Consider the following 24,332-nt stretch of genomic DNA (forward strand, 5'->3'; position numbering starts at 1 on the left):
CTCATTCCCTCTGCTACACTTTTCTTTGTGTGTATTTTTGACAAGCGAGGTGAATATGGGACTTTTCAATTTTGTAAAAGATGCAGGTGAAAAACTCTGGGACGCGGTAACCGCTAATCATGATAAGGACGATCAGGCGAAAAAAGTCCAGGAACATTTAAATAAAACGGGAATACCCGACGCTGACAAAGTGAATGTGCAAATTGCTGATGGAAAAGCGACAGTGACGGGTGATGGGCTGAGTCAGGAGGCAAAAGAAAAAATTCTGGTTGCCGTGGGGAATATCGCCGGGATTAGCAGCGTTGACGATCAGGTTAAAACCACGACGCCGGCGGCTGAAAGTCAGTTTTATACCGTAAAATCAGGCGACACCCTGAGCGCTATTTCAAAGCAAGTGTATGGTAACGCCAATCTGTATAATAAAATCTTCGAGGCAAATAAACCGATGCTGAAAAGCCCGGAAAAAATATATCCGGGACAAGTGTTGCGTATTCCTGAAGAATAATGGCTAGCAGGCCGCGCCAGGCTACATTTTTCCTGCCATCGCCTGGCGAATAATGGGAATCGGCGTCAGCAAATGCTGACGCATTAATTCGCTGGCGCGTGCCGCCTCGCGCGCCAGTATCGCTTCGGTTAGCGTGTGATGCTGAATATGTTTATCTTCCAGCATCTCGACGGACAGAACGGTTTCACGTAACCAAATAAAGCGGTAGCGGGCCGCCAGGTCAAATAAGCGTTCACGCATCTGTAGCAGATAGTGGGAGCCGCACCCGGCGACAATGGCGGAATGGAACGCCTGGTGGCGCTGGTCCCATTCATCGAGCATATGTTCACTGGCATCGCTGGCTTCCAGTTTACTGAGCATATGCGCTCGCGCCAGGATCTCCGCCTCCCACGCATCATCGCCGCGTTCAATCGCCAGGCGTACCAGCATCGCTTCCATATTGGCGCGCGCGTCAAAAATATCGAGGAGTTCCGCCTCTGACATGGATGCCACGCGATAGCCTTTTTGATTCACCACGGTGACCAGCCGTTCCGCCACCAGTTGTGACAGCGCCTCACGCAGCGGCCCTACGCCGAGCGCATAGCGGGCGGTTAATAAACTCATCCGCAGTTTCTCATCCGGCTGATAAGTGCCGCGAATAATGTCATTTTTAAGCCAGCGATAGCCATCTATGGCCGTCGGTTGGGAAAGGGCGGTCATCTTTTACTCCTGAGAAGCTTCCCGGCTGACGCCGGGAATAACTAACGTAGATTTTGCAGGGGGGCTTTTTGCCACCTTATCAGTTTTTTCCAGCGAGACATAATGGGGACAGTACCTATTATGCCCAGCCCTAACAGCCCCGTCGAAATGACTTCTAATTGCTGTGCCGGTCGAAATAGCATCACCACCAGAACAAAGCAGATAAAGCCGATAACCAGCCAGGTGAGCCACGGATAAAGCCACATTTTCAGCTTAATTTCTCCGCCCTGCGCCAGCAGAATTTTACGCATCCGCAATTGCGAAATCGCAATCACCAGATAGACCAGCAGCGCGATGGCGCCAGAACTGTCGATAAGAAATTTAAACACTTTTGCTGGGGCGTAATAATTGACGACAACGGTTAAAAAGGCCGCGCCGGTAGAGAGGAGAACCGCCACCCAGGGCGTTTTGCTACGGTTAGTTTTTCCCATTATCGCAGGCGCATCGCCGCGGCGGCTAAGGGAATAGAGCATCCGGGACGCGGTATATAATGCGGAGTTCAGACAACTGGTCACCGACAACAAAATCACGCAATCCATAATGAATTTTGCGTGCGGAATATGAAGCAGCTCCAGTACCGAACGGTACGAACCTACACTTTTCAGACCCGGCATATTCCACGGGATCAGCGCCACCACCACAAAAATGGAACACAGGTAAAAGATGGAAATTCGCCAGATAACAGAATTGGTGGCGCGTACGATATGTTTATCCGGCGTATCGGATTCCGCGGCAGCAATAGTGACGATTTCCGCGCCCATAAAAGAGAACATGGTGATCAACATGGCGCTTAACACCGCGCCGAAGCCGTTAGGCATAAAACCGCCGTGATCCCATAGCCGGGAGATACCGCTTACCTCGGCATATGGATAAAAACCGCTAATCGCCGTCGCGCCCAGCGCGATAAACGCCAGGATAGCAATCACTTTACATAGCGCCAGCCAGAATTCGAATTCGCCGTAATTTTTGACGCTCAATAAATTGCTTCCGGTTAAGGCAAGCGTAATCACTAATGAAAATAGCCACACCGGAATACCCGGTATCCATGAATTCAGAATAATGGCGGCAATATTGGCCTCCAGCGGAATAACCAGCACCCAAAACCACCAGTATAACCAGCCGATGGTATACCCGGCCCAGGGGCCGATCGCTTTATCCGCATAGGTGGAAAAAGAACCGGTATCCGGCGTGGCGACGGCCATTTCAGCCAGCATTCGCATAATCATGACGACTAAAAGTCCTGCGAACAGATAGGCCAGCAGTACCGCAGGGCCGGCCTCCGCAATCGCCACGCTGGAACCGACAAACAGGCTGGCGCCGATGACGCCGGCGATCGATAACATGGTGACGTGGCGTGATTTCAGCCCGCCCCCTAATGCATGTGATTCTGACAATTGCCCCATCCTAAAACCTCTTTATTGTTATTGCGCTCGTTTACCGGATGGCGCCTGGCTTAATTATTCGGCCTACAATCGAAACGGTTTTTGTAGGCCGAATAAGACAGTTATGTCGCCATCCGACGCTGCTTATTGGACATTACGCTTGTTTCGCCTCATCAAAGCACTGGGCGATAATCTCCAGGCCTTGCCGAATCTGCGAGGCCTCAATAGTGAGTGGAACGAGGATGCGCAAGATGTTGTAGTAAGGACCGCAGGAGAGCAGAATTAACCCTTTCTCGCGGGCGCGGGCCACAATGTCGGCGGTCAGAGCCGCGTTCGGTTTGCCGGGGTCGCCATTTTCGAACAACTCAATGGCGATCATGGCGCCCAGTCCGCGCACGTCGCCAATCTCACGGTGCGTTTCCGCTATCTCCATCAGGCCATCGCGCAGCGTTTTGCCAAGCGTATTCGCCTTTTGCAGTAGATTTTCCTGCTCGAAAATGTCCAGTACCGCCAGCGCGGCGGCGCAGGCAATCGGGTTTCCGGCATAGGTGCCGCCCAGACCGCCCGGCGCGATAGCGTCCATCACGTCTGCCCGGCCGGTAACGCCTGCCAGCGGAAAGCCGCCGGCGATCGATTTCGCAAACGTGGTAATATCTGCCGCAACGCCCATCTGTTCCATGGCGAACAGCGTACCGGTCCGGCCCGCGCCGCTTTGCACTTCGTCGGCAATCAACATAATGCCGTGTTGGTCGCATAGCGCGCGCAGTCGCTGCATAAACGCGGGAGAGGCGGCGTAAAATCCGCCTTCGCCCTGTACCGGCTCAATAATAATGGCGGCGATATCTTCCGGCGCGGCATCATTTTTAAAGATGCGTTCAATGCTGGCGATCGCGTCGTCGTCGCTGATGTTGTGTAGCGGGCAAGGATAAAGCGCGCGGTAGACATGGCCTGGCATCAATCCCATACCAGCAGAGTACGGGTGTACTTTCCCGGTCAGAGAGAGCGTGTAGTGGGTACGACCGTGGTAAGCGCCGCTAAACGCGATAGCGCCGCTGCGTTTTGTCGCCGCGCGGGCGATTTTCACGGCGTTTTCAACCGCTTCTGAACCGGTCGTGACCAGCAACGTTTTTTTGGCGAAATCGCCAGGTACCTTCTGGTTCATGCGTTCGCACAACGCCAGGTACGGTTCATAGGCCAGCACCTGAAAACAGGTATGCGACAATTTCTTCAACTGCGCTTCGACCGCTGAAACAATGCCCGGATGTAAATGACCGGTGTTCAGGACGGCAATGCCGCCTGCGAAATCGAGATACTCACGGCCTTCGACATCCCAGACCCGACAATTTTCCGCCCGCTCGGCGAAAATCGGGTGAATCTGGCCCACGCCGCGAGGAACGGCGTTATGACGGCGCTGCATTAAAGCGTGATTAGTATTCATTAGCGACTCTCCTGTTAAAGGCCGATGCACATATATTTGATTTCTAAATAATCTTCGATGCCGTATTTGGAACCTTCACGGCCTAATCCGGAGGCCTTAATGCCGCCGAAAGGCGCGACTTCGTTGGAGATAATGCCGGTATTAATACCGACGATGCCGTATTCCAGCGCTTCGCCGACGCGGAAAACGCGGCTTAAATCGCGTGAATAAAAATAGGCTGCCAGGCCGAACTCGGTATCGTTAGCCTGCCTGATGACATCCGCCTCGTCGCTGAAGCGGAACAGAGGCGCGAGCGGCCCGAATGTCTCTTCTTTGGCGACTTTCGCGTTATCAGGAACATCCGCCAGAATGGTCGGTTGAAAGAAGTTGCCGCCCAATTTGTGCGCTTCACCGCCCGTAATGACGCGGGCGCCTTTTTCCAGCGCATCGGCGATATGCTCCTGGACTTTCGCCACGGCTTTTTCATCAATCAGCGGCCCGATAGCGACGTCGGCTTGCAGGCCGTCGCCGACCGCGAGCTTATTTACCGCCTGGTTGAGTTTTTCCGCAAAACGATCGTAAACGCCGTCCTGAACATACAATCTATTGGCGCAGACACAGGTCTGCCCGGCGTTGCGAAACTTCGAAGCCAGCGCGCCTTCGACGGCTTTATCCAGATCGGCATCGTCAAAGACGATAAACGGCGCATTGCCGCCCAACTCCAGCGACACTTTTTTAATGTCTTTGGCGCATTGTTCCATTAGCTGGCGGCCAATCTCCGTCGAGCCGGTAAACGACAGTTTGCGTACCAGCGGGTTGCTGGTCAGCTCGCCGCCGATATCGCCTGCCGAACCGGTAACGACGTTAAATACGCCTGCGGGAATTCCGGCGCGCCGGGCCAGTTCCGCCAGCGCCAGCGCGGAAAACGGCGTCTGGCTGGCGGGTTTGAGTACCATTGTGCAGCCTGCGGCCAGCGCGGGGCCGGCTTTACGGGTGATCATAGCCGAGGGAAAGTTCCACGGGGTAATCGCGGCGGTGACGCCGATGGGCTGCTTAATCACCAGCAGCCGTTTATCGGCCTGATGACCTGGAATCGTGTCGCCATAGATACGTTTCCCCTCTTCGGCGAACCATTCAATAAACGAGGCGGCGTAGCTAATTTCGCCTTTCGCTTCCGCCAGCGGTTTGCCCTGTTCCAGCGTCATCAGACGCGCCAAATCGTCCTGATGTTCCATCATCAGATTGAACCAGCGACGCAGGATATTGGCTCGCTCTTTGGCGGTGAGCGCGCGCCAGGCGGGCAGGGCGCGATTGGCGGCGTTGATGGCGTCGCGCGTCTCTTCCGCCCCCATTTTGGGCACATTGCCGAGCGGTTTCCCGTTGGCGGGGTTGCTCACGGGGATGACATCGCCGCCGCGCGCGTCGCGCCAGTCGCCATCGATAAAGGCCTGCTGGCGGAACAGGGTAGAGTCGTTAAGTTGCATAATTGCTTCCTGTCTGAAGGGTTAACGGGTAAATGCGGCGTGTAATGCGTCCACGCTGCGTGCCGCACGCAGCGTACGTCCGGGGTTGCTCTGGCTTGCGCGTAGCGCCTGAACTTTGCTGACGATATGCGCGCCGATAGGTATCGCGGATGTCGCCGCCGGGGAGGGGGCGTTACAGGTGTGAATGGAACGCGGCGTCGTGACAAACAGAAAATCATCAATCAGTTTGCCGTCCGGCGAAACCGCCTGCGCCCGCACGCCTGCCGGCCAGGGCTGGAGATCGTTGACGGTCAGGCTGGGGCAATACTTTTGTACTCGCCGCAAATAGCCACTTTTGCACAGCGAGTTTTTCATCTCGCCCAGTCCGGAAAGCAGATGGTTTTGCAGTACGCGACGGATGCCGGCGGAGCGAAAAATCTCCAGAGTGTCGGTGAAGGAAACGTCGCGCTTACGGTAGCCTTCGCGTTTAAGCGCCAGCACCGCATTCGGCCCGACCGTGACGCTGCCGTCGATCATGCGGGTAAGATGGACGCCGAGAAACGGCATTGCCGGATCGGGGATCGGGTAGATCAAATGGTTAACGATCCGGTTGTGTCGCGGGGCCAGACGAAAGTACTCGCCGCGGAAAGGGCAGATAATAAAACCGGGCTCCACGCCCAGCATTTTGACCAGCCGATCCGCCATTAGCCCTGCACAGCCGATAAGCGTAGCGGTTTCGATTTCCCGACCTTGCGAGGTGCGAATGACAACGCCAGCGGCATGTTCTGTTAGCGCGCTGACCTCGGCATGGTAGATGATCTCGCCGCCTTTGGCCTGAAAGCGGTTCGCCATGGCCGTCGCGACATCGCGATAGCTGACAATCCCGCTGGAAGGGACAAAAATCCCGCCCAGGCCAATGATATTGGGTTCGCGTTCACGCAGTTCCGCCGCGCTTAACCACTCGCGCTCTAAGCCGTTGGCCGCCGTCCGCTCCCATAGCGCGCGCATCCGCGCCATTTCCAGCTCCGAGGTGGCGACCAACATTTTGCCGCAGGTGTCGTAGCGGATGTTGTTTTGATCGCAAAAGGTTTTGGTCGCCTGATTGCCTGCCAGACAAAACTGCGCTTTGAGGCTGCCGGGCGTGTAGTACACCCCGGCATGGATTACGCCGCTGTTATGCCCGGTCTGGTGGCAGGCTGGCGCGGACTCTTTTTCCAGCAACGCGATGCGCGCATCCGGGTAGAGATCAATAAGTTGCATGGCGGTCGACATGCCGATAATGCCGCCGCCGATAATCACAAAATCATACATCCGCGTAATTCCTTCGCCGTGGCGCTTATTGGTGAGTTTGATAATGGCTGGCGGCGTAGGCGAAGTAACCGCGCTGGCGCATCAGTTCGCGACGCAAGTCAGGATGCGGCGTAAAACGATCGCGTCCATGTAGCCAGAACAGATTGTTAATCAACAGGAATTTGCCGACCGGTACCGGTACGGAGAGGATGTTTTGACTGGTTTCCAGCGCGTCTGAAAGCTCGCTGAGCCAGACGCCTTCTTCAAAGTCTTTTGGCTGGACGAACTGGTCGATATAACGCATGACCGGGCGGCCTTGTTGGTCGACATCAAACACCGGGTGCCAGACGTCATGGATAACATTCTTGCTTGGCGGCGCCGCCCAGCGCATGACGCGACGCGCCAGCGGATGGGTAAAAAACGACTCCAGATGTTCCCAGTCATCAAGGTGCAGCAGCAGCGAATTACCGCCTTCCATATTTTGTTCGTCGATTTTCATCATCAGCACGTAGTCGGTCACCTCCTCAACATAGGTACCGTCATTGTGCAGTTCCATTACGCGGTGGGGCTGGCGCAGATAACTGTCGGAGTTGTCGACGTTTTTGACCACGAAACGCGCGTAATACTGGCCGCTCATCGCATCGTAGTTGGAGCGACCAATAAGATGCGCCACCGCCGTCGCCAGTTTGACCATCTCTTCTGCCTGTGCGACATCATCGATCCCTTCGGCGCTGATCAACAGCGCGCCTTGTGCACGGTTGAGGAGCGTTTTGATCAACAGCGGTTGTAGCTGATTGCCGCACAGATCGTCGAGGATCTTGCCGATTTTGAAACGTAAGAAAGATTTGTATTCCAGCGCCTGCACCGGCCACTGCGCAACCTGATGGAGAAATTGTCTTGTGGTATCCGCCGTAAACGTTAACGCCAGCAGGCGCGGCGACTGCGCCGAAGGGGCAAGGGTGAAACCAGTATGGCGTTGGGCTAAATCATCTGTGTTCGCTTTTACGGCAGTCAGTGCATTCATCAGAATCATTCCTCTCGGTAGATGGTCAGGGAGACATGGCGATGCTCATTTCGTAGCCATAAATTAAAAATATCGACATTTTTCAGGAACGCGTATGAAATAACCGCTTTTGTTTAATTATTGTGATCAAAAACAACAAATAATTAACAATGCGAAAGGTGAGGTTAACGGCGCCACTAGCCTGACAACGGCAAGAAGGGGGAAAATGAGCGAGTTATGGGGAGAGTGATGCTGGCGGGGTTGCCCGGCCTGGCACATGAGCGCGTAGGCCGGACAAGTACAACGTATTTCAGCAGTCAATTAACCGGCGTCAACCTGCGGTTTACGGCTGTGTTTACGGATCAGACGTAACACTGGCGGTACGACAATGACCATGATCGCCATGATCAGCAGGGCTTTGGCAACGCCGCTTTGCCACAAAATCGCCATATTGCCGTTACTGATGGAGAGTGCGCGACGCAGGTTCTGCTCCAGCATTTCCCCCAGTACGAATCCCAGGATCAGCGGCGACATGGGGAAGTGCATTTTACGTAAAATGTACCCTAACACGCCGAGCGCGACCATCAGCATCAGATCGAAGGTGGTGCTGTGTACCGCATACACCCCTACCGCCGATACGGCAGCGATGGCGGGTACCAGGAACCACAGCGGAATGGTGAGCATACGGGTGAACAGACCGATCAACGGGATATTCATGATCAGCAGCATCACGTTCGCAATCAGCAGCGCAGCGATGAGTCCCCAGACGATATCCGGCTGTTCGGTGAACATCGCCGGGCCTGGCGTGATGTTGTACAGCGTCAGCGCCCCCATCATCACTGCCGTAGTGCCGGAACCGGGAACGCCCAGCGTCAGCATCGGGATGAAGGAGCCGCAGGCAGAGGCGTTGTTTGCCGCCTCCGGCGCCGCGACGCCGCGAATATCCCCTTTGCCGAAGCTATCGCTGTTGCCGCTGAGTTTTTTCTCGGTCATATAGGTAATGGCGCTGGCGATGGTCGCCCCGGCGCCGGGCAATACGCCGACAAAAAAGCCGATTACCGAAGAACGCAGGGTGGTGCCGATACACTGCGCGCCTTCTTTCAGGTTGAACAACATTCGACCCGTTTTGCGGACCATTGTTTGCCCGCTGCTGGTATGTTCCAGCATTAAAAGTATTTCTGATACCGAGAACAGGCCGATCACCACGACGATAAACTGTACGCCGTCGGAAAGATGAACGCTGTCAAAGGTAAAGCGATAAACCCCGGTGTTGGCGTCCACGCCGACGGTCGCAAGGCCAAGACCGATCAGCGCTGCCAGAAATGATTTAAGCGGGTTTTGCGCCATCATGCTGCCAAGACAGGCGATGGCAAAAACCATTAAGGCGAAATATTCCGCCGGACCAAAGGCCAGCGACCATTGCGCCAGTAAAGGGGCGAACAGAATGATGCCGCCGATAGCGATTAATGAACCGAAAAATGAGCTGACTGCGGAAATCGACAGCGCTACGCCGCCTTTCCCTTGCTGCGCCATCGGGTAACCGTCCAGCGCCGTCATGATCGCCGCCGCATCGCCGGGGACGTTGAGCAATATGGAGGAGATCCTGCCGCCATACTCACATCCAATGTACACCGTCGCCAGTAGAATTAGCGCCGACTCAGCAGGCAGATGCAACGCAAAGGCCAGCGGCAGTAAGATTGCCACGCCGTTGATCGGTCCCAGGCCCGGCAGCAGACCGACGATCGTGCCCACGAAGCAGCCAATCAACGCGATAACCAGGTTTTCCGGCGTCATCGCCACCGCAAAGCCCTGAGAAAGATATATCCAGGTATCCATTGTTGCTCCGTTAACTCAGCCAGGCGCCGAGAGGTAAGGTGACATCAAGCAGCCGGTCAAAGGCATACCACAGCAGAATGCCCAATACCGCGCCGGAGATACCCGCCGCCGGAATCGTGGCGCCGAACAGCATCCCGATAACCATGGTGAGAAGCGCGGTGGCGATGGGAAAACCCAGCCATTCGAATCCCCAGGCGTACATCAACAGGATGATGATCATGGTAATTAGCTTTTGCAGAACATGGCGGCGCGGCCAGCTCACCGTGTCGGGATGGCGTAATAACAGCGCCAGCGCGCAGAGCGCCATCAGGCCGATAATCCCCAGCGGAAAAGGGCGGGGGCCGACGGGTTCATAGCTGTATTCGCTTTGGATCTGCCAGGCGATGAATAGCCCGGCGATACAGAGCAACAGCCAGATACCCGCAAAGATACGATCGCTCATCATTGCCTCCGCGATTATTTCGCGAGTCCGAAGGCTTTCGCCTGTTCACGGTAATCAGTAACCTGTTTTTTCACGTAGTCATCGAGCTGCTGGCCGGTCATGTCGAACTCAAACAGGCCGCGCAGATCGCGCTGCTTTTTAAACTCGTCGGTTTGCTGGAGCTTCTTGAAGGTATCCACCCACCACTGGTAATCGGCATCGCTGACTTTTGGCCCGACGTAGAAGCCGCGAATAATCGGCCACACCAGGTCGTAGCCCTGTTCTTTAGCGGTAGGGATATTGGCAAGCTGGCCCGGCAGACGATTTTCTGAAAAGACGGCAAGCACGCGGATTTTGTCGCCGCCCAGATAAGGCACCATTTCACTGAGATCGCCGGAGACAACCTGAACATGGTTGCCCATTAATGCTGTCACCGGCTCGCCGCCGCCTTCAAAGGCAACGTAGCGCATCTTGTGCGGGTCGACGTTCGCCTTTTGCGCCAGCAACGCCGACTTCATCCAGTCCTGGCTGCCAATAGAGGCGCCAGCGCCAATGACCACGCTGTTGGGATCTTTTTCCATCGCCGTCATCAGATCTTTCAGCGTTTTCCACGGGGAATCCGCACGCACGGCGATCATGCCGTAATCAGTGCCCACGCTTGCCAGCCAGCGCACATCATCCACGCCGTAGCGACCAAATTTCCCCTGCGACAGGTTGAGCAGCGAACCGCCGGAAAAGGCGACCACAGTCCCGGGTTCGCCAGGGCGTTGGGCGACTATCGCGTTATAAGCCACAGCGCCGACGCCGCCGGGCATATACGTTACCCGCATGGGTTTCTCGATAGCGCCAGTCTCCAGCAAACTCACCTGAATCAGCTTACAGGTGAGGTCGAAACCGCCGCCAGGTTTGGCTGGCGCGATACATTCCGTTCGCGACGGCGCCTCCTGCGCCAGAACAGAGGTACTCATTAATAAAATGCTTGCAGTAAGGGTACGAAGTAATTGTTTTTTCATTTTTTATCCTCACGCCGGACGTCCGGATTTTTCAGGTTCGGAAGAAGATTTTTGTGATTATGTGAGCCGACATGTAGCAGTTCGGTTGCGTGATTGTTAAAACAATAACCTTTCAATTCCCTTTCAATGCGGCAGAAACTTTACAGGATGTGATATGCGTCTCTTATTGGCGGAAGATAACCGTGAGCTGGCTCACTGGCTGGAGAAAGCGCTGGTGCAAAACGGCTTTGCCGTGGACTGCGTATTTGACGGCCTGGCGGCTGACCATCTTCTGCATAGTGAAATGTACGCGCTGGCGGTGCTGGATATCAATATGCCGGGAATGGATGGGCTGGAGGTGGTGCAACGGCTGCGTAAACGCGGTCAGACCTTGCCCGTTTTGCTGCTCACGGCGCGAAGCGCGGTGGCGGATCGCGTAAAAGGTCTCAACGTCGGCGCGGATGACTATCTACCGAAACCCTTTGAACTGGAAGAGCTGGATGCCCGTTTACGGGCCTTGCTCCGACGCAGCGCTGGGCAGGTTCATGAAGTTCAGCAACTGGGGGAATTGATCTTTCATGATGAAGGGTATTTTCTGTTACAGGGACAGCCGTTAGCGCTGACGCCGCGTGAGCAGGCGCTCTTAACCGTATTGATGTACCGACGAACGCGGCCGGTTTCGCGTCAGCAGCTTTTTGAACAGGTGTTCAGCCTGAACGATGAGGTAAGCCCTGAAAGCATCGAACTTTATATTCATCGACTGCGTAAAAAACTCCAGGGAAGCGATGTACGAATTACGACGCTGCGCGGCCTGGGTTATGTGCTGGAGCGCGGCGATGAAGTGGGTTAAGCCGCAATCGTTGTACCTGCAACTCTTGCTGTTCCTGGGGTTGCCGCTGATTCTGCTATGGGGGCTGTCGGCGTTTAACAGTTATGTCAATGCGCTACAGGCCGCCACTCAGGCTTATGACCGTACGTTGCTCTCCTCGGCGCGAACGGTATCGGAACGGCTGGTGGTGCGCAATAACCATCTGGAAGTTAACGTGCCCTGGGTGGTGCTGGATAGCTTCGAGCTTAATATGAATGATCGACTCTATTACAAAGTCGTCGACCCTTCCGGAAAGGTCATTTCCGGTTATGACGATCTGCCCGCCATGCCGCCTGCTACGCCTCGTACCCGGCTTTATCCGGCGCTGGCGTGGTTCTATCATACCGAGTATCGCGGCGAGGCGATCCGCGTGGCGCGTTTGCTACAGCCGGTCAACGAAGGCGGCATTATCGGCATGGCGGAGATTTATGTCGCAGAGACGCTGCAGTCCCGTCGTTATCTGGCGGGCCAACTGCTGTTCTCTTCCTGGATCTCACAGGGGCTGCTGGTGTTGCTGACCCTGGTGCTGGTTGGCTGGTTATTACGCCGGATCCTGCGCCCTATGCGTCAACTTTCGTCATTAATGGTACGCCGCGAACCGGGTCTGCTAACGCCGCTGCCGGAACTGCTGCCGTGGTCGGAAACACGCTTGTTAATCGTGGCGTTTAATCGCTACATTGACAGGCTCCGCGGCATCCTCTCCCGGCAGGAACGCTTTAGCGCCGATGCTTCTCACCAGTTAAAAACGCCGCTGGCGGTGTTAAAAACGCAGGCGGCGGTGGCGTTAGCCAGCCAGCACCCTCATCACTGGTACGAAAGTCTGCAGGCGATGAGCGTAACGCTGGATAGCACCATTCAGCTCACGGAAAGATTGTTGCAACTTTCTGCGGTAAAGCATAAAGAGCAGGGCGAGCGGCGTTTTTCCCCGGTCAATCTGTACGATATCGTACAGAGCGGCTGCTTTACCCGCCTGGCGCAGGCGCGGAGTAAACATATCGACCTGGGCTACGAAGGCGAACAGGAAGCGATGTGGATCGAGGGGGATGAGGTACTGCTTAGCGAGCTGTGCGGAAACTTGCTGGATAATGCGCTGAAATACACGCCTGAGCAAGGCATCGTCACCGCGCGGCTTGAACGGGATGGCGATGCCGTGACGCTGGTTGTCGAAGATAGCGGCCCCGGCATTGATGATGAACACATCCATCTGGCGCTACAGCCGTTCCACCGGCTCGATAATGTAGGAAATGTGGCCGGGGCGGGCATTGGTCTGGCTTTGGTCAATGATATCGCACGCCTGCACCGTACTCATCCCCATTTTTCCCGTAGCGAAGCGTTGGGAGGGTTATACGTTCGGATACGCTTTTTAAGCCTTGTTCCGCAGTAATGCGCACAAATGTGTCAGCGGTAAAGCACGTTTACAAAAAGTCGCATCTTGAGGTGTGACGTTTTAATCAAATGATCATACATTTCCCCTACAAACCGTAGCGTTAATTAAAAATATAGTGGGTGCAGGGGCATGAATAATCATACTAAACGACGGGGAATAGCATTAACCGTCTTTCTTGTTGGGGTTAACATCCTGGCCTGGATTTGGGCGTTCTGTGTTTTTCATCACCATGCAGTCATGCTAAGCGCAGCCATACTGGCGTATAGCTTTGGGCTGCGTCATGCGGTTGATGCCGATCATATCGCAGCCATCGATACCGTCACCCGTAAACTGATGCAGCAGGGTAAAACGCCTTTAGGCGTGGGGGCGTTTTTTTCATTGGGTCATTCGACCATTGTCGTTCTGGCATGTCTGGCGATTGTTGTGACGTCGATGGCATTTCGCGATCGTATTGATGTTTTGCATCAATATGGTTCGTTGATTGGTACGGCTGTTTCCGCTTTTTTTCTGCTGGCGATGGCCCTGCTTAACCTGTTTATTTTGTTCAACGTCTGGCGGCAATTTCGCTCGGTTACCCGCGGCGAGTCAGTGAGGGCGCATGACGAGGCGATACCTGGCGGGCTGATGACGCGTATATTTCAGCGTACGTTTCGTTTGGTCACTTCCAGTTGGCATATGTATTTTGTCGGTTTTCTGTTTGGTCTGGGATTTGATACCGCAACCGAGGTTGGGTTGCTGGGCATTTCCGCTTCAGCAGCTAACCAGGGGCTATCTCTCTGGTCGATGATGATTTTTCCTGTGCTGTTTACCGCCGGGATGGCGCTGGTGGATTCCCTGGATAACTTTGTCATGGTCGGCGCTTACGGTTGGGCTTTCTCGCATCCATTACGTAAGCTTTATTATAATATGACCATTACCGCCGCATCTGTCATTGTCGCGCTGGCGATTGGCGGGCTTGAGGCGCTGGGGTTGATTGATGATACGTTACAGTTAAGCGGAACATTTTGGCAGACCGTAAGCACGCTTAACGATCATATGGGGAATGTGGGCTTCTGGGTAGTGGGCGCTTTTGTGCTATTCTGGCTGCTCTCGTTGTTGAATTATCGCTGGCGCGGCTATGATAAAATCACCCTCAATACCTGATTGATTTCTGTAAAAATAACATTTCGGCAGTGGTGTCATATCATTGCCGAAGCATTTTATCTCCTGAGAGTATATTCTTCCCGGTAAGTGCGTTATTTTTCATGCTTGCCTTTCGTTATCAATTTAAGCAATCCGATATAACATACAATACCAAAAATAATAATAACAGTTGTATACCCAAGAATCAGCCAGTCTGCATGTGTCATAATATAATCCAGTTATCAGGTATCCCGTGTTAAGGCGATCTTTAAGCCTGTTGTCAGCAAGAACCACTGTACCCGTTCAGTGCTGTTGACAATAACGTATTGTTTATGCACAAGAGCGTTGTTACAAATAACGTATGCATTGAGCATAGACCCCACCCGCATTTTTGTAATGCCATAAAGCAAGGCTACACCTTTAATCTACTGACGGTATGCCAGGCCAGAAGAGATAAAATGGTGGTTGTCATCATCATCTGTTCCTGACGCCAGGTTAATGACACACACATATGAAAATGTATAACCGCTGCACGCTTTTTAGCACGTTATCTGTAACATACCGTGTTAATCAATTCCATAAAACCGAGTATAGTGTAAGTGAATTTCGAGTAATTGTCATTATGATTATATGGTGGTTAACTTATTTTTTAAATTCTGATTAAATTTTAGTTTTTTATCAGTTCATCAGGATTTATGAAAAATCTGGACGTAAAAAACATATTTACGTCCAGGCTTTCTTTTTAGCAAATCGATTTCCCGGTAAAATAGGGGGTCGACCACATGCGCTTATATTCCCATTCAGGCTTTAGTATGCCGATGGAAAAAAGCAATTTTTTTTGTCTTTCCTGGCAGTAATTTCTGGCGCGGCTAATATTTAGCCACATTAGTATGCTGCCGGGACTGAGTGGCCTGCACTCATTTTTAATTGCACCATTAGATACGTCAAAGTAGACGTTCATCTGGCTTTCAGATTTCAGTACGATATCAAATGCACAGGGTATCCCTTCAATATAAAGAATATGCCCAAACAGAAGGTGATGCAGTTGACTAAAAAAGTTGGCAAGGTTATCAGCGGGATAGCAGGATGAAGTATTGCCGAAACGAGACCGAAATAACTCGATAAAAATATGAGTCAGTTCATCAGAAGAACAATCAGCAACGCTTTTTACACTTCCGCCTTTTTTAAGAAATCGCTGATATTCATTACGGCGTGTTTTTTCAAACTTAGAAGAGAACGCTTCTTTGACCAGACAATTTTGTTTTTTTCTGGTGAGTTTCCATATGGCATTGCGTATTTGTGGCTGATGTAACGCCGAAAGTCGGTTAGTACGATCGGGTAAGAAGCAGCGTAAATCTGGTGCCATCGGAATAAGTATCTCGTCTGACGATAGCGGGAAGGTTCTGCGCGTCAGGATGCCAATATTCTGATCATTACAAATAAAGTAGGCGCCTTTAATCTTATCATCTTCTTCATAGTGGAAGAATTTAAAATGCCAGTTATGGCGCTTCATAAAATAATCAACAATATCTGGGTGCATATTGATACTACCGCCGTATTGCGCAAACACCTCCCGGTATAGGGTAAAGGAAGACGGCTGCCAGCGGGTTAATATACGCTTAACTTCTTGTATTTTCACCAAAACTCCTGACTTGGCTTACTGAAAATTCTATTTTGTATTATTTTTTTGCTTAACCAAATAAAAATGTGACAAATGTTTAGCTTGTATTTAATGGTTAACATGCTAATCGATGACGTTATGGTGAAGGGAATAAGATTAAGATGTTGATCATAGCATGAGTGAAAGCGACGGTTTAATGCCGCGCTATTCACTCGCAAGCCATTCTGTATTTAATCATTCAGTAGCGATACAGATTTCAAAGAGATCCGCTGAACGGTAGCAGGATCTGCACATCCGCGTATGAAATAGTTCTACCGGGAGAGGCTGTTAACCTCTTGTATTATTGTATCCAGAATATGATAGCGTTTCCGATACTCTGCGCGTTTTTTGCTGGGGATACTTTCAGGCGCTTTACGCATCACCTGTGATGGCAGATGATATAAGGCACCTTTCTTAACGCCGTTTAGCGACTCCCAGAATTCACTATAGCTGGCCACAAAAGTTTTTTTCTTCTGGAATAAGTACCTGAGTTGACGATAAACATGGTTGTTTTCACTTACCGCATAAATCTCGTCGACATTACAGGCCTGCATCAATGTCGCAAATGCTTCATACAGCATCCGTTTAGGAAAGAGACCGTAACAATCTTTGGTGGCGTTACGTATGACTTGTGGGCCGATATGTTTACTGGGCCCTTGTAACCCGGCAACCAGCGCTATTTGCTTCCCTTCATGGCGGATAAAGGAAAATGATAAACGTGCCAACGGCGTATCATTGAAGCACAGCGTTAATGTCAGTTCACCTTCCCTGTCATAGCCACAGGGACCGCAGTAGATATCCACCAGAGCGCCGTTTTTTCCTTCCAGGTGAGCGAGCAAGATTTGTTCCTCGGACAGGAGGATCTTTTTAATTTTATTTTCCGGAAAGGACTGAACGAACTGGTAGTGTTCCAGAATAGCTTTTGCCCGGCAACGTATGCTAAGCCCGGTATACAAATAGGGCCGCTGGATTTTTGCCGGCAACAGTGGACGATGAATGATCAGCGTTCTGGGCTGAGACAGATGGCATAATTCATTGAAGTATTTAATTGTCGTTACAGGGTTAATAAGGCAACGTAATACAAATTTATAGCGAAACTTACGCTCTCCCCAGCGTTTATGGCGATAAGGCGTCTGCGCCATGACTTCTTTTAACATTAATAATGGATTATATCTTTCCATATCACTTTGCTGCATCGTCATACTACGTCCCTACTACTCGATAGACTTATAACCGAGACGGTAGCCTGATTGAGTTAAACGTAAAGGCAACGAAGAAGGCCTGTACAGACGACGTTGTTAAACAGTTTATCAATGGCAGCAATAAAACGCCTGAACACGCTTTTTAATAGATTTTCTGCTAATGAGTGGGATGAGTCCTGAACGTAGTATTAAAACGAATGCCGTGTTTATTATTTTAAATAATGTTTATACTCTAAATAATTCGAGTTGCAGGAAGGCGGCAAGCGAGCGAATCCCCAGGAGCTTACTAAAGTAAGTGACTGGGGTGAGGGAACGCAGCCGCAGCACATGCAACTTGAAGTATGACGAGTATAAGCCAATATATTTATTTGGCTGGTATTGTGTAAGTCAGACAGCAAAGCGTCGTGATGCGTGATTATGTAACCAGACGCAAAGGGGGTATTCACCTTATCTCTAAATGCAAATCTATATGATAAATTTTATCATGTACTATGTTGCTCTCTGGGAGAAAATATTATGCAGCGTTCACTCGGTAGTCTGGCCGGTATGGCTACATCTGCTTTTGGCGCGGGGACTTATGCTGCTATGCGGCAAGCCACCTCTCCCAAAACTATTCTGGAACATATCATTAACTTTTTTACCTGTGGTGGGGTACGTCGGAGAAATGAAACACAGTATAAGGAATTGATAGAGGTTATGGCTGATACATTGAATAGTTCAATGCCTGGCAGAGGTGCTCCGTTGCCAGAAAACATTATACTGGAGGATATGGGCGGGTGTCGTGTCGAATTTAATCTTCCTGGTGAGAATAACGAAGCTGGACAAGTTATTGTACGAGTCAGTAAAGGCGACCATTCTGAGATGAGAGAAATTCCGCTTGCCTCTTTTGAAAAAATATGTCGAGCTTTACTATTCAGAACCGAGTTTTCTCTCCCTCAGGATTCTGTAATATTAACTGCCCAGGGAGGCATGAATCTTAAAGGCGCTGTCCTTCCCGGAGCAAATCTGACGGCAGAAAATTTATGTGACGCAGACTTAAGCGGCGCAAATCTATCGGGAGCATTATTAGGCAACAGTAACTTAACGAACGCCTGTCTGGAAGATACTATTATGTGTGGCGCTATCCTCGATCACGCTAATCTTACTGGCGCCAATTTACAACACGCGAGTCTGTTAGGCTGTAGCATGGTAGAATGTAATTGTTCCGGTGCGAATATGAATCACGCTAATGTTTCAGGCGCAAACCTTATACTTGCCGATATGAGCGGTGCGACATTAAAGGGTGCTACTATAATGGCTACTGATATGGAAGGCGCTGTCTTAACCCGGGCAAACCTGCAAAAGGCGAGTTTCATTTCTACTAACCTGGGCGAGGTTGATTTGTCCGAGGCTAATTTAAAAAATACCAGTTTTAAAGATTGTACACTAACCGGTTCATGTACCGAAGACGCCACAATGTCTACAAGTACACAAGCACTTTTTAACGAATTTTATAGTGAAGATATTTAGTCCTTTTTGACGTAAATCGAAAATAAAAGCAATGTAAGAATAACAATCTGCTACTGAATAGTAGCTGAGAGTAAATTATTTACAGTATCTTTTATTATTACAGGAGTATGCGACGGTAAAAATATCTGAATAACTATTTCTATTTTCTCAAGTAGAACTTCCAACTAAAGCGAATTGTTTGAAAAGGAAAACGCTATGCCTGGATGTATAAGTGCCTGTTCATGCGTTGCCAGCCCGACGCCTCCCGATCCTAAGGGCCCCCCCGCGCCTAAATGGATAGAGTTAAAAGGTTATTGTGTTACATGTAATAGTCAGGAGGATATTCGTCCGCCTAAAGAGGGTGAACCAAAGCAAAAAATGACACCCAGGGAGTTAGTGATGGCACGACGTCTTTTAAAAGACACGGGGGTAACACAACATCCCTGGCAAGACCCGACAGTAAAACCCACTAACTGTGGGTTGCCATTTTTCCCGGTAGATCATGGAGAACGAGAAACCGATGTCTGACGGTTTTCTGTCTGCAAAGCGCCTGATAATTATTACCAGGCGCTTTGTATTTTGGAGCCAACATCACTTTCATTGTCATATATCGAATGACTACAATCGTATCCGATCCCACCATTACCCAGACGGAAAGTCGCTGGCAAACTGTAAGAACGGTTCGCCGTCGGCAGGGAAGCGCCGGTGAACCCTGAACCGCGCTATACCATCTTACCAGGGTGTTTCTTGTCATTAACGCTTTGAAAAATAGTTTTATTTCTCTACTCCTGTTTTGTAAAACCTCCGTTCAGTAGGCGCATTCTGCCCCCCTTCCCGGATTTACTGGCAAAGCGGAGCCCGGACAGAGAGTCATATTGCAAAATCCCGTTTCCGTTTTTTTATTACCAGATTTTTGTGGTCGAAAGATTGCCTTTTCCTTAATTGAATGATAATTATTATCATTAGCATATGATAATAATTACTATATAGACGTAACCTGGCAAGGATGTGAGCTTGAGGGCAACAGCGCTACTTTAGACATTATTTAGGGAATGGGTATGAGAGTTAATAAGTTCCTCTGGTTAATAACCGTGGTTTCTACAGGGGTTAATAGTCCATTATCAGCAGCAGAATCTACTGACGACAACGGCGAAACGATGGTGGTTGAATCCACTGCCGAGCAAGTATTAAAGCAACAGCCGGGCGTTTCGATTATTACTCGTGACGATATTCAGAAGAATCCTCCCGTTAACGATCTTGCCGATATTATTCGTAAGATGCCTGGGGTTAATCTTACCGGCAATAGCGCCTCGGGGACGCGCGGAAATAACCGACAAATTGATATTCGTGGTATGGGGCCGGAAAATACCTTAGTGCTGATTGACGGCGTGCCGGTGACGTCGCGAAATTCGGTTCGCTATAGCTGGCGCGGAGAACGCGACACCCGTGGCGATACGAACTGGGTGCCGCCGGAGATGGTAGAACGTATTGAAGTGATCCGTGGGCCCGCCGCCGCGCGCTATGGCTCCGGTGCCGCTGGCGGGGTGGTGAATATCATCACCAAACGCCCCACTAATGACTGGCACGGCTCGCTGTCGCTCTATACCAACCAGCCGGAAAGCAGCAAAGAAGGTAACACCCGGCGGGGTAACTTTAGCCTTAGCGGCCCGTTGGCTGGAGATACGTTGACGATGCGCCTGTACGGTAATCTCAACAGAACCGATGCCGACAGCTGGGATATTAACTCCTCCGCCGGTACCAAGAATGCCGCCGGACGGGAGGGGGTCACCAATAAAGATATTAATAGCGTCTTCTCATGGAAAATGACCCCGCAGCAAATCCTTGATTTTGAAGCGGGATACAGTCGGCAGGGGAATATCTATGCCGGCGATACGCAAAACAGTACTTCAAACGCGGTTACCAAAAGTCTCGCGCAGTCCGGGCGGGAGACCAATCGCCTGTACCGGCAGAATTACGGTCTAACTCATAACGGCATCTGGGACTGGGGGCAAAGCCGCCTGGGGTTCTACTATGAAAAAACCGATAATACCCGCATGAATGAGGGGCTCTCCGGCGGCGGCGAGGGGCGTATTACCAACGACCAGACGTTCACCACTAACCGCCTGACCTCGTATCGCACCAGCGGCGAGGTGAATGTCCCGGTGATATGGCTATTTGAGCAAACGCTCACCGTCGGCGCGGAGTGGAACCGCGATGAGCTGAACGATCCTTCCTCTACCAGTCTGACGGTTAAGGATAGCAATATCGCCGGGATTCCCGGTTCGGCGGCTAACCGTAGCAGCAAAAATAAATCGGAAATCAGTGCGCTGTACGTTGAAGATAATATCGAACCCATGGCCGGTACCAATATTATTCCGGGTCTGCGTTTTGACTATTTGAGCGAATCCGGGAGTAATTTTAGTCCCAGTCTTAACCTTTCCCAGGAGTTAGGTGAATACGTCAAGGTGAAAGCCGGTATTGCCCGGGCCTTTAAGGCACCGAACTTGTATCAAACCAGTGAGGGGTATTTACTCTATTCGAAAGGCAACGGTTGTCCAAAAGATATTACGTCGGGCGGCTGTTACCTGGTCGGTAATAAGAATCTCGATCCTGAAATTAGTATCAATAAAGAGATTGGGCTGGAATTTACCGTAGACGATTACCACGCAAGCGTCACGTATTTCCGTAACGATTATCAGAATAAGATTGTCGCAGGTGATAAAATTATTGGCAGAAGCGCATCTGGCGCTTATGTATTGCAGTGGCAGAACGGCGGTAAAGCGCTGATTGAAGGTATTGAAGCCAGCATGGCTGTTCCGCTGATGCCGGACCGTCTGAACTGGAATACCAATGCGACTTATATGATCGCTTCTGAGCAAAAAGATACCGGCAATCCCTTATCGATAATCCCGAAATATACGGTGAATACCTTCCTCGACTGGACTATTACCAGCGCGCTCTCCGCTAACGTCAACTGGACGTTATACGGCAAGCAAAAACCGCGAACACATGCGGAGTCGCGTAGTGAAGAGACCAAAGGATTGTCCGGGAAAGCGCTGGGGGCTTACTCACTGGTCGGCGCTAACGTTAATTACGATATCAATAAGAACCTGCGTCTTAATGTCGGTATCAGCAATATCTTCGATAAACAGATCTATCGCTCCGCCGAAGGGGCAAATACCTATAACGAACCGGGTCGGGCTTATTATGCCGGTGTGACGGCCTCGTTTTGATGGATTATGCCCGCCGCTGGCGGGCATAATCTGGCGGCGGGTTAATGGCAGCGTGGTTTTTGGCTTGCCGGTTCGCGACTGATATCCAGCAATGCACTGCGAAAAGAGGCGTTAAACATGGGCCCGTGGCCCAGGCCCGGGTAATGCTGCAGGGCCGCGTTAACGCCGTTGTTCTCAAGCGTTCTCACGGTCTCCTGAACTTTTTGCAGGAGCTCGGCCATCTGGCGTTGCCTGCTATCCCCATTCGACGCTGAACCTTCCATTATGATGAGTTTTTTATGGCAGAACGGCGACGGCTTCACTGTCGTAAGGCGATTCAACAGGGCAAAATTATCCCTGCTGAGTGACGGGCTGGCGCTGTAATAGATATGAAAGAAGGATGACGACAGCCAGGAGTCCAAAACGAACAGGCCGCCATAAGAATGTCCCCATACCCCGCGCCGTTCGGGGTTGATGGTTATTCCTTGTTCCACCTGCGGCGCGATATGTCTCTCCAGTAGCTGGCGGAACGCTGGCCCGCCGCCGGTTTTACGATGAAAACGCGGGTTATTTTCACTGCCATCGCGATCGATTCCCGGCGCCGGCGTATAGTCATAAGCTCTGCCGTTAAGATCAAACGGCAGGTTAGTCTTATAGCCAATCGCCACAATCACCGGCGGCGAGTGGTCTGCCAGTTGTTTAAGCAACGCCTCCGGCAGCCTGTCCATCACTGCGTTGCCGTCCAGCATATATAAAACAGGATAACCCGACGGCGGGGCGGCTTTATTGGGAATAGCGGTCCATACCCGGTAATGTCTTGCGCCATCAGCAGATTGAAAGTCATTGACCCTAAAATGGTAATATCCCGAACCTTTATCAGCAATATTCGGCCCTAATGGCTGCATATCCGGCTGCGCATAACTCAGCGCGCTAAAACAAAAACTCACTAAAAATAGCGCCATGCGATAGCACTTGTTGTGGTACTGGCGACCATACATCGGATGTGATTCCTTTTTGGCAGGTGAAGTTTTATCGGGGCAGTAGACGTAATCCGTCAATCAGCGCGCCGCGCCACCAGGCATAATCGTGACCGCCGGTGTACACGCTGCAATGGCTTTCGACGCCGGCGGCGCGCAATTTTTCATGCAACTGTTTGACCTGCGGGACCGTCGAACCTTCCAGCGATCCCACGCACAGATGCGTACGTACGGCTGGCGAGGGCGCGGATAACACATGTTCGCTGACCCATGAGCGCTCTTCTGCGCTGAAATGGTCCGGGCGATTGCGGTTGTCCGGCGTCCACCACATTGAGGGGGAGTGGCTCAGCACCAGGCCGAAGCTCTCTGGCGCGTGGCGGGCCGCCATCAGCGCGGTCACGCCGCCGAGGCTTTGCCCTGCCAGCACCGTTTGTGTACGGTCCGCCCACCGCCGTTCCGGGTATTTGGCGCGAAGGGTTGGCAGCAGGCGTTCGGCAATGTCGAGCACCAGCTCGCGGCGACCGCCGAGGATTGCGACGCGTTCACGCGCGTTGATGTTATCAATGCCGAGTACGGCCACCGGCGCGATGCGTCCGCTGCGGATGGCAGCGTCAATGGCGGCACTTACCCCAAGATGGTCGAACCAGATCTCGCCATCCGTGAGTACCAGTAAGCCCAGCGGTTGTACGACAGGAACGTCAGGAAGATACAGCCGCACACGGCGACGTTGTCCGGCGAGCCGATGTTCTGAGGTGAAAAGCTGCCCGGCGTAAGCGCGACAGCCTGACCACTCCTCCTGTGCCGGGGCGTGATCCAGCGCCAGAACGGATTCCTGCGCATTGCCCCGAACATTTATTCCCGGCGTGCTGTTCAGCGGGTCCGCCTTCCCGACAAGGGAGGCGAAACGGCTTCCAAGCTGCAACACCGTCTCGTCCGGGGTTTCCGGTGGTATTTCGACCATCGTATAGGAACCGCAGTAGGACGCCGGTAAGCGAAGCGTCAGATGCCAGATATCCGTTGTGGGCAGTTGCGTCATCATACCTTTCGCCACGTTATCTTTATCGGTGACACGGTTCAGGCGAACATAAACCCCCCGCAGAGGAGAGGCGGCACGCCATAGGAAGGTGACTTCCCGTTCATCGTCTGCGTCGTTAATGGCTGTCACCAGCGGCAGCGCGAGCGAGTTTGCTTCTCGCCAGAAGTGAGAAGCGTCAACCTGGCTTCCGGCGGCGAGTTGACGGCGAAGGCGCGTAGCGGTCTGTATAGCGACAGGAGCGAGGGGCGGGCTCAGTCTCATTCTTTGTATTCCATCTCGTTTATATTTCGGTCAGTATCAATAGCTAAAGCGGCTGTTACAGGAACAGCCGCT

The 24,332-nt window shown here is 51.9% G+C and carries 20 protein-coding genes; 7 read left to right on the forward strand and 13 right to left on the reverse strand.

The genetic code is table 11. From position 1 onward, the window contains the following. Positions 1–55 precede the first annotated feature (55 nt). Positions 56–505, forward strand: a complete 450-nt coding sequence (lysM, locus tag ACLJPE_RS12130) for a peptidoglycan-binding protein LysM (RefSeq protein ID WP_000522406.1) — start codon at positions 56–58, stop codon at positions 503–505. A 21-nt stretch (positions 506–526) separates the two neighbouring features. Here lysM and csiR read toward each other — a convergent pair whose 3' ends face one another. From csiR to ACLJPE_RS12175, 9 genes are all read right to left on the reverse strand, one after another. Further along, the gene (gene csiR, locus ACLJPE_RS12135; protein ID WP_000126152.1) at positions 527–1,204 is read right to left on the reverse strand and encodes a DNA-binding transcriptional regulator CsiR; all 678 of its coding nucleotides are present in this window, start codon (positions 1,202–1,204) and stop codon (positions 527–529) included. 41 nt (positions 1,205–1,245) lie between these two features. Then, entirely contained in the window at positions 1,246–2,646 is a 1,401-nt protein-coding gene (gene gabP / locus ACLJPE_RS12140; RefSeq protein ID WP_000531288.1) for a GABA permease, read from the reverse strand. 133 nt (positions 2,647–2,779) lie between these two features. Beyond that, the gene (gabT, locus tag ACLJPE_RS12145; protein WP_001095309.1) at positions 2,780–4,063 is read right to left on the reverse strand and encodes a 4-aminobutyrate--2-oxoglutarate transaminase; all 1,284 of its coding nucleotides are present in this window, start codon (positions 4,061–4,063) and stop codon (positions 2,780–2,782) included. A 14-nt stretch (positions 4,064–4,077) separates the two neighbouring features. Further along, positions 4,078–5,526 (reverse strand): NADP-dependent succinate-semialdehyde dehydrogenase, encoded by a 1,449-nt coding sequence (gene gabD, locus ACLJPE_RS12150; protein WP_001176533.1) that lies wholly within the window; start codon positions 5,524–5,526, stop codon positions 4,078–4,080. Between the two features lie 21 nt (positions 5,527–5,547). Next, positions 5,548–6,816: an L-2-hydroxyglutarate oxidase gene (lhgO, locus tag ACLJPE_RS12155; protein ID WP_023233241.1), complete on the reverse strand. Its 1,269-nt coding sequence runs from the start codon at positions 6,814–6,816 to the stop codon at positions 5,548–5,550. Between the two features lie 25 nt (positions 6,817–6,841). Next, positions 6,842–7,819, reverse strand: coding sequence for a glutarate dioxygenase GlaH (glaH, locus tag ACLJPE_RS12160; protein WP_039512707.1), 978 nt, complete (start codon positions 7,817–7,819; stop codon positions 6,842–6,844). Positions 7,820–8,119: 300 nt separating this feature from the next. Further along, the gene (locus tag ACLJPE_RS12165; RefSeq protein ID WP_039512705.1) at positions 8,120–9,634 is read right to left on the reverse strand and encodes a tripartite tricarboxylate transporter permease; all 1,515 of its coding nucleotides are present in this window, start codon (positions 9,632–9,634) and stop codon (positions 8,120–8,122) included. 10 nt (positions 9,635–9,644) lie between these two features. Continuing rightward, the gene (locus ACLJPE_RS12170) at positions 9,645–10,079 is read right to left on the reverse strand and encodes a tripartite tricarboxylate transporter TctB family protein (RefSeq protein WP_001574835.1); all 435 of its coding nucleotides are present in this window, start codon (positions 10,077–10,079) and stop codon (positions 9,645–9,647) included. Between the two features lie 11 nt (positions 10,080–10,090). After that, positions 10,091–11,068 carry a Bug family tripartite tricarboxylate transporter substrate binding protein gene (locus ACLJPE_RS12175; RefSeq protein ID WP_000744413.1) on the reverse strand — a complete coding sequence of 326 codons (978 nt, stop codon included), beginning with the start codon at positions 11,066–11,068 and terminating at the stop codon, positions 10,091–10,093. A 154-nt stretch (positions 11,069–11,222) separates the two neighbouring features. Between ACLJPE_RS12175 and tctD the strand changes: the two genes are divergently transcribed. The 3 genes from tctD (at position 11,223) to ACLJPE_RS12190 (ending at position 14,445) form a co-directional block, all read left to right on the forward strand. Further along, the gene (tctD, locus tag ACLJPE_RS12180; protein ID WP_001237934.1) at positions 11,223–11,897 is read left to right on the forward strand and encodes a transcriptional regulator TctD; all 675 of its coding nucleotides are present in this window, start codon (positions 11,223–11,225) and stop codon (positions 11,895–11,897) included. Next, a complete protein-coding gene (locus ACLJPE_RS12185; RefSeq protein ID WP_000872338.1) occupies positions 11,884–13,299 on the forward strand; it encodes a sensor histidine kinase in 1,416 nt (471 codons plus the stop codon). The genes tctD and ACLJPE_RS12185 overlap by 14 nt, the downstream gene beginning before the upstream one ends. A 132-nt stretch (positions 13,300–13,431) precedes the next feature. Further along, positions 13,432–14,445, forward strand: coding sequence for a HoxN/HupN/NixA family nickel/cobalt transporter (locus ACLJPE_RS12190; protein ID WP_001059353.1), 1,014 nt, complete (start codon positions 13,432–13,434; stop codon positions 14,443–14,445). A 721-nt stretch (positions 14,446–15,166) separates the two neighbouring features. Here ACLJPE_RS12190 and ACLJPE_RS12195 read toward each other — a convergent pair. Then, on the reverse strand, positions 15,167–16,063 hold the full coding sequence (locus ACLJPE_RS12195) for an antimicrobial resistance protein Mig-14 (RefSeq protein ID WP_000701508.1): 897 nt from the start codon (positions 16,061–16,063) through the stop codon (positions 15,167–15,169). Between the two features lie 293 nt (positions 16,064–16,356). After that, positions 16,357–17,286: a VirK family antimicrobial peptide resistance protein gene (locus ACLJPE_RS12200; protein WP_023233243.1), complete on the reverse strand. Its 930-nt coding sequence runs from the start codon at positions 17,284–17,286 to the stop codon at positions 16,357–16,359. A gap of 516 nt (positions 17,287–17,802) precedes the next feature. Here ACLJPE_RS12200 and pipB2 point away from each other — a divergent pair. From pipB2 to ACLJPE_RS12215, 3 genes are all read left to right on the forward strand, one after another. Beyond that, positions 17,803–18,795 (forward strand): type III secretion system effector PipB2, encoded by a 993-nt coding sequence (pipB2, locus tag ACLJPE_RS12205; protein WP_001189823.1) that lies wholly within the window; start codon positions 17,803–17,805, stop codon positions 18,793–18,795. 174 nt (positions 18,796–18,969) lie between these two features. Further along, positions 18,970–19,302 carry a hypothetical protein gene (locus ACLJPE_RS12210; RefSeq protein WP_077910037.1) on the forward strand — a complete coding sequence of 111 codons (333 nt, stop codon included), beginning with the start codon at positions 18,970–18,972 and terminating at the stop codon, positions 19,300–19,302. Between the two features lie 530 nt (positions 19,303–19,832). Next, positions 19,833–22,007, forward strand: coding sequence for a TonB-dependent siderophore receptor (locus ACLJPE_RS12215; RefSeq protein WP_023233244.1), 2,175 nt, complete (start codon positions 19,833–19,835; stop codon positions 22,005–22,007). A gap of 41 nt (positions 22,008–22,048) precedes the next feature. Here ACLJPE_RS12215 and ACLJPE_RS12220 read toward each other — a convergent pair whose 3' ends face one another. Then, entirely contained in the window at positions 22,049–22,984 is a 936-nt protein-coding gene (locus ACLJPE_RS12220) for an alpha/beta hydrolase (protein WP_023233245.1), read from the reverse strand. A gap of 31 nt (positions 22,985–23,015) precedes the next feature. After that, entirely contained in the window at positions 23,016–24,260 is a 1,245-nt protein-coding gene (locus ACLJPE_RS12225; protein ID WP_023233246.1) for an esterase family protein, read from the reverse strand. Positions 24,261–24,332 lie beyond the last annotated feature (72 nt).

It is taken from the genome of Salmonella sp. SAL04196 (assembly GCF_046550835.1).
In the GTDB taxonomy this organism is placed as follows: Bacteria; Pseudomonadota; Gammaproteobacteria; order Enterobacterales; family Enterobacteriaceae; genus Salmonella; species Salmonella enterica.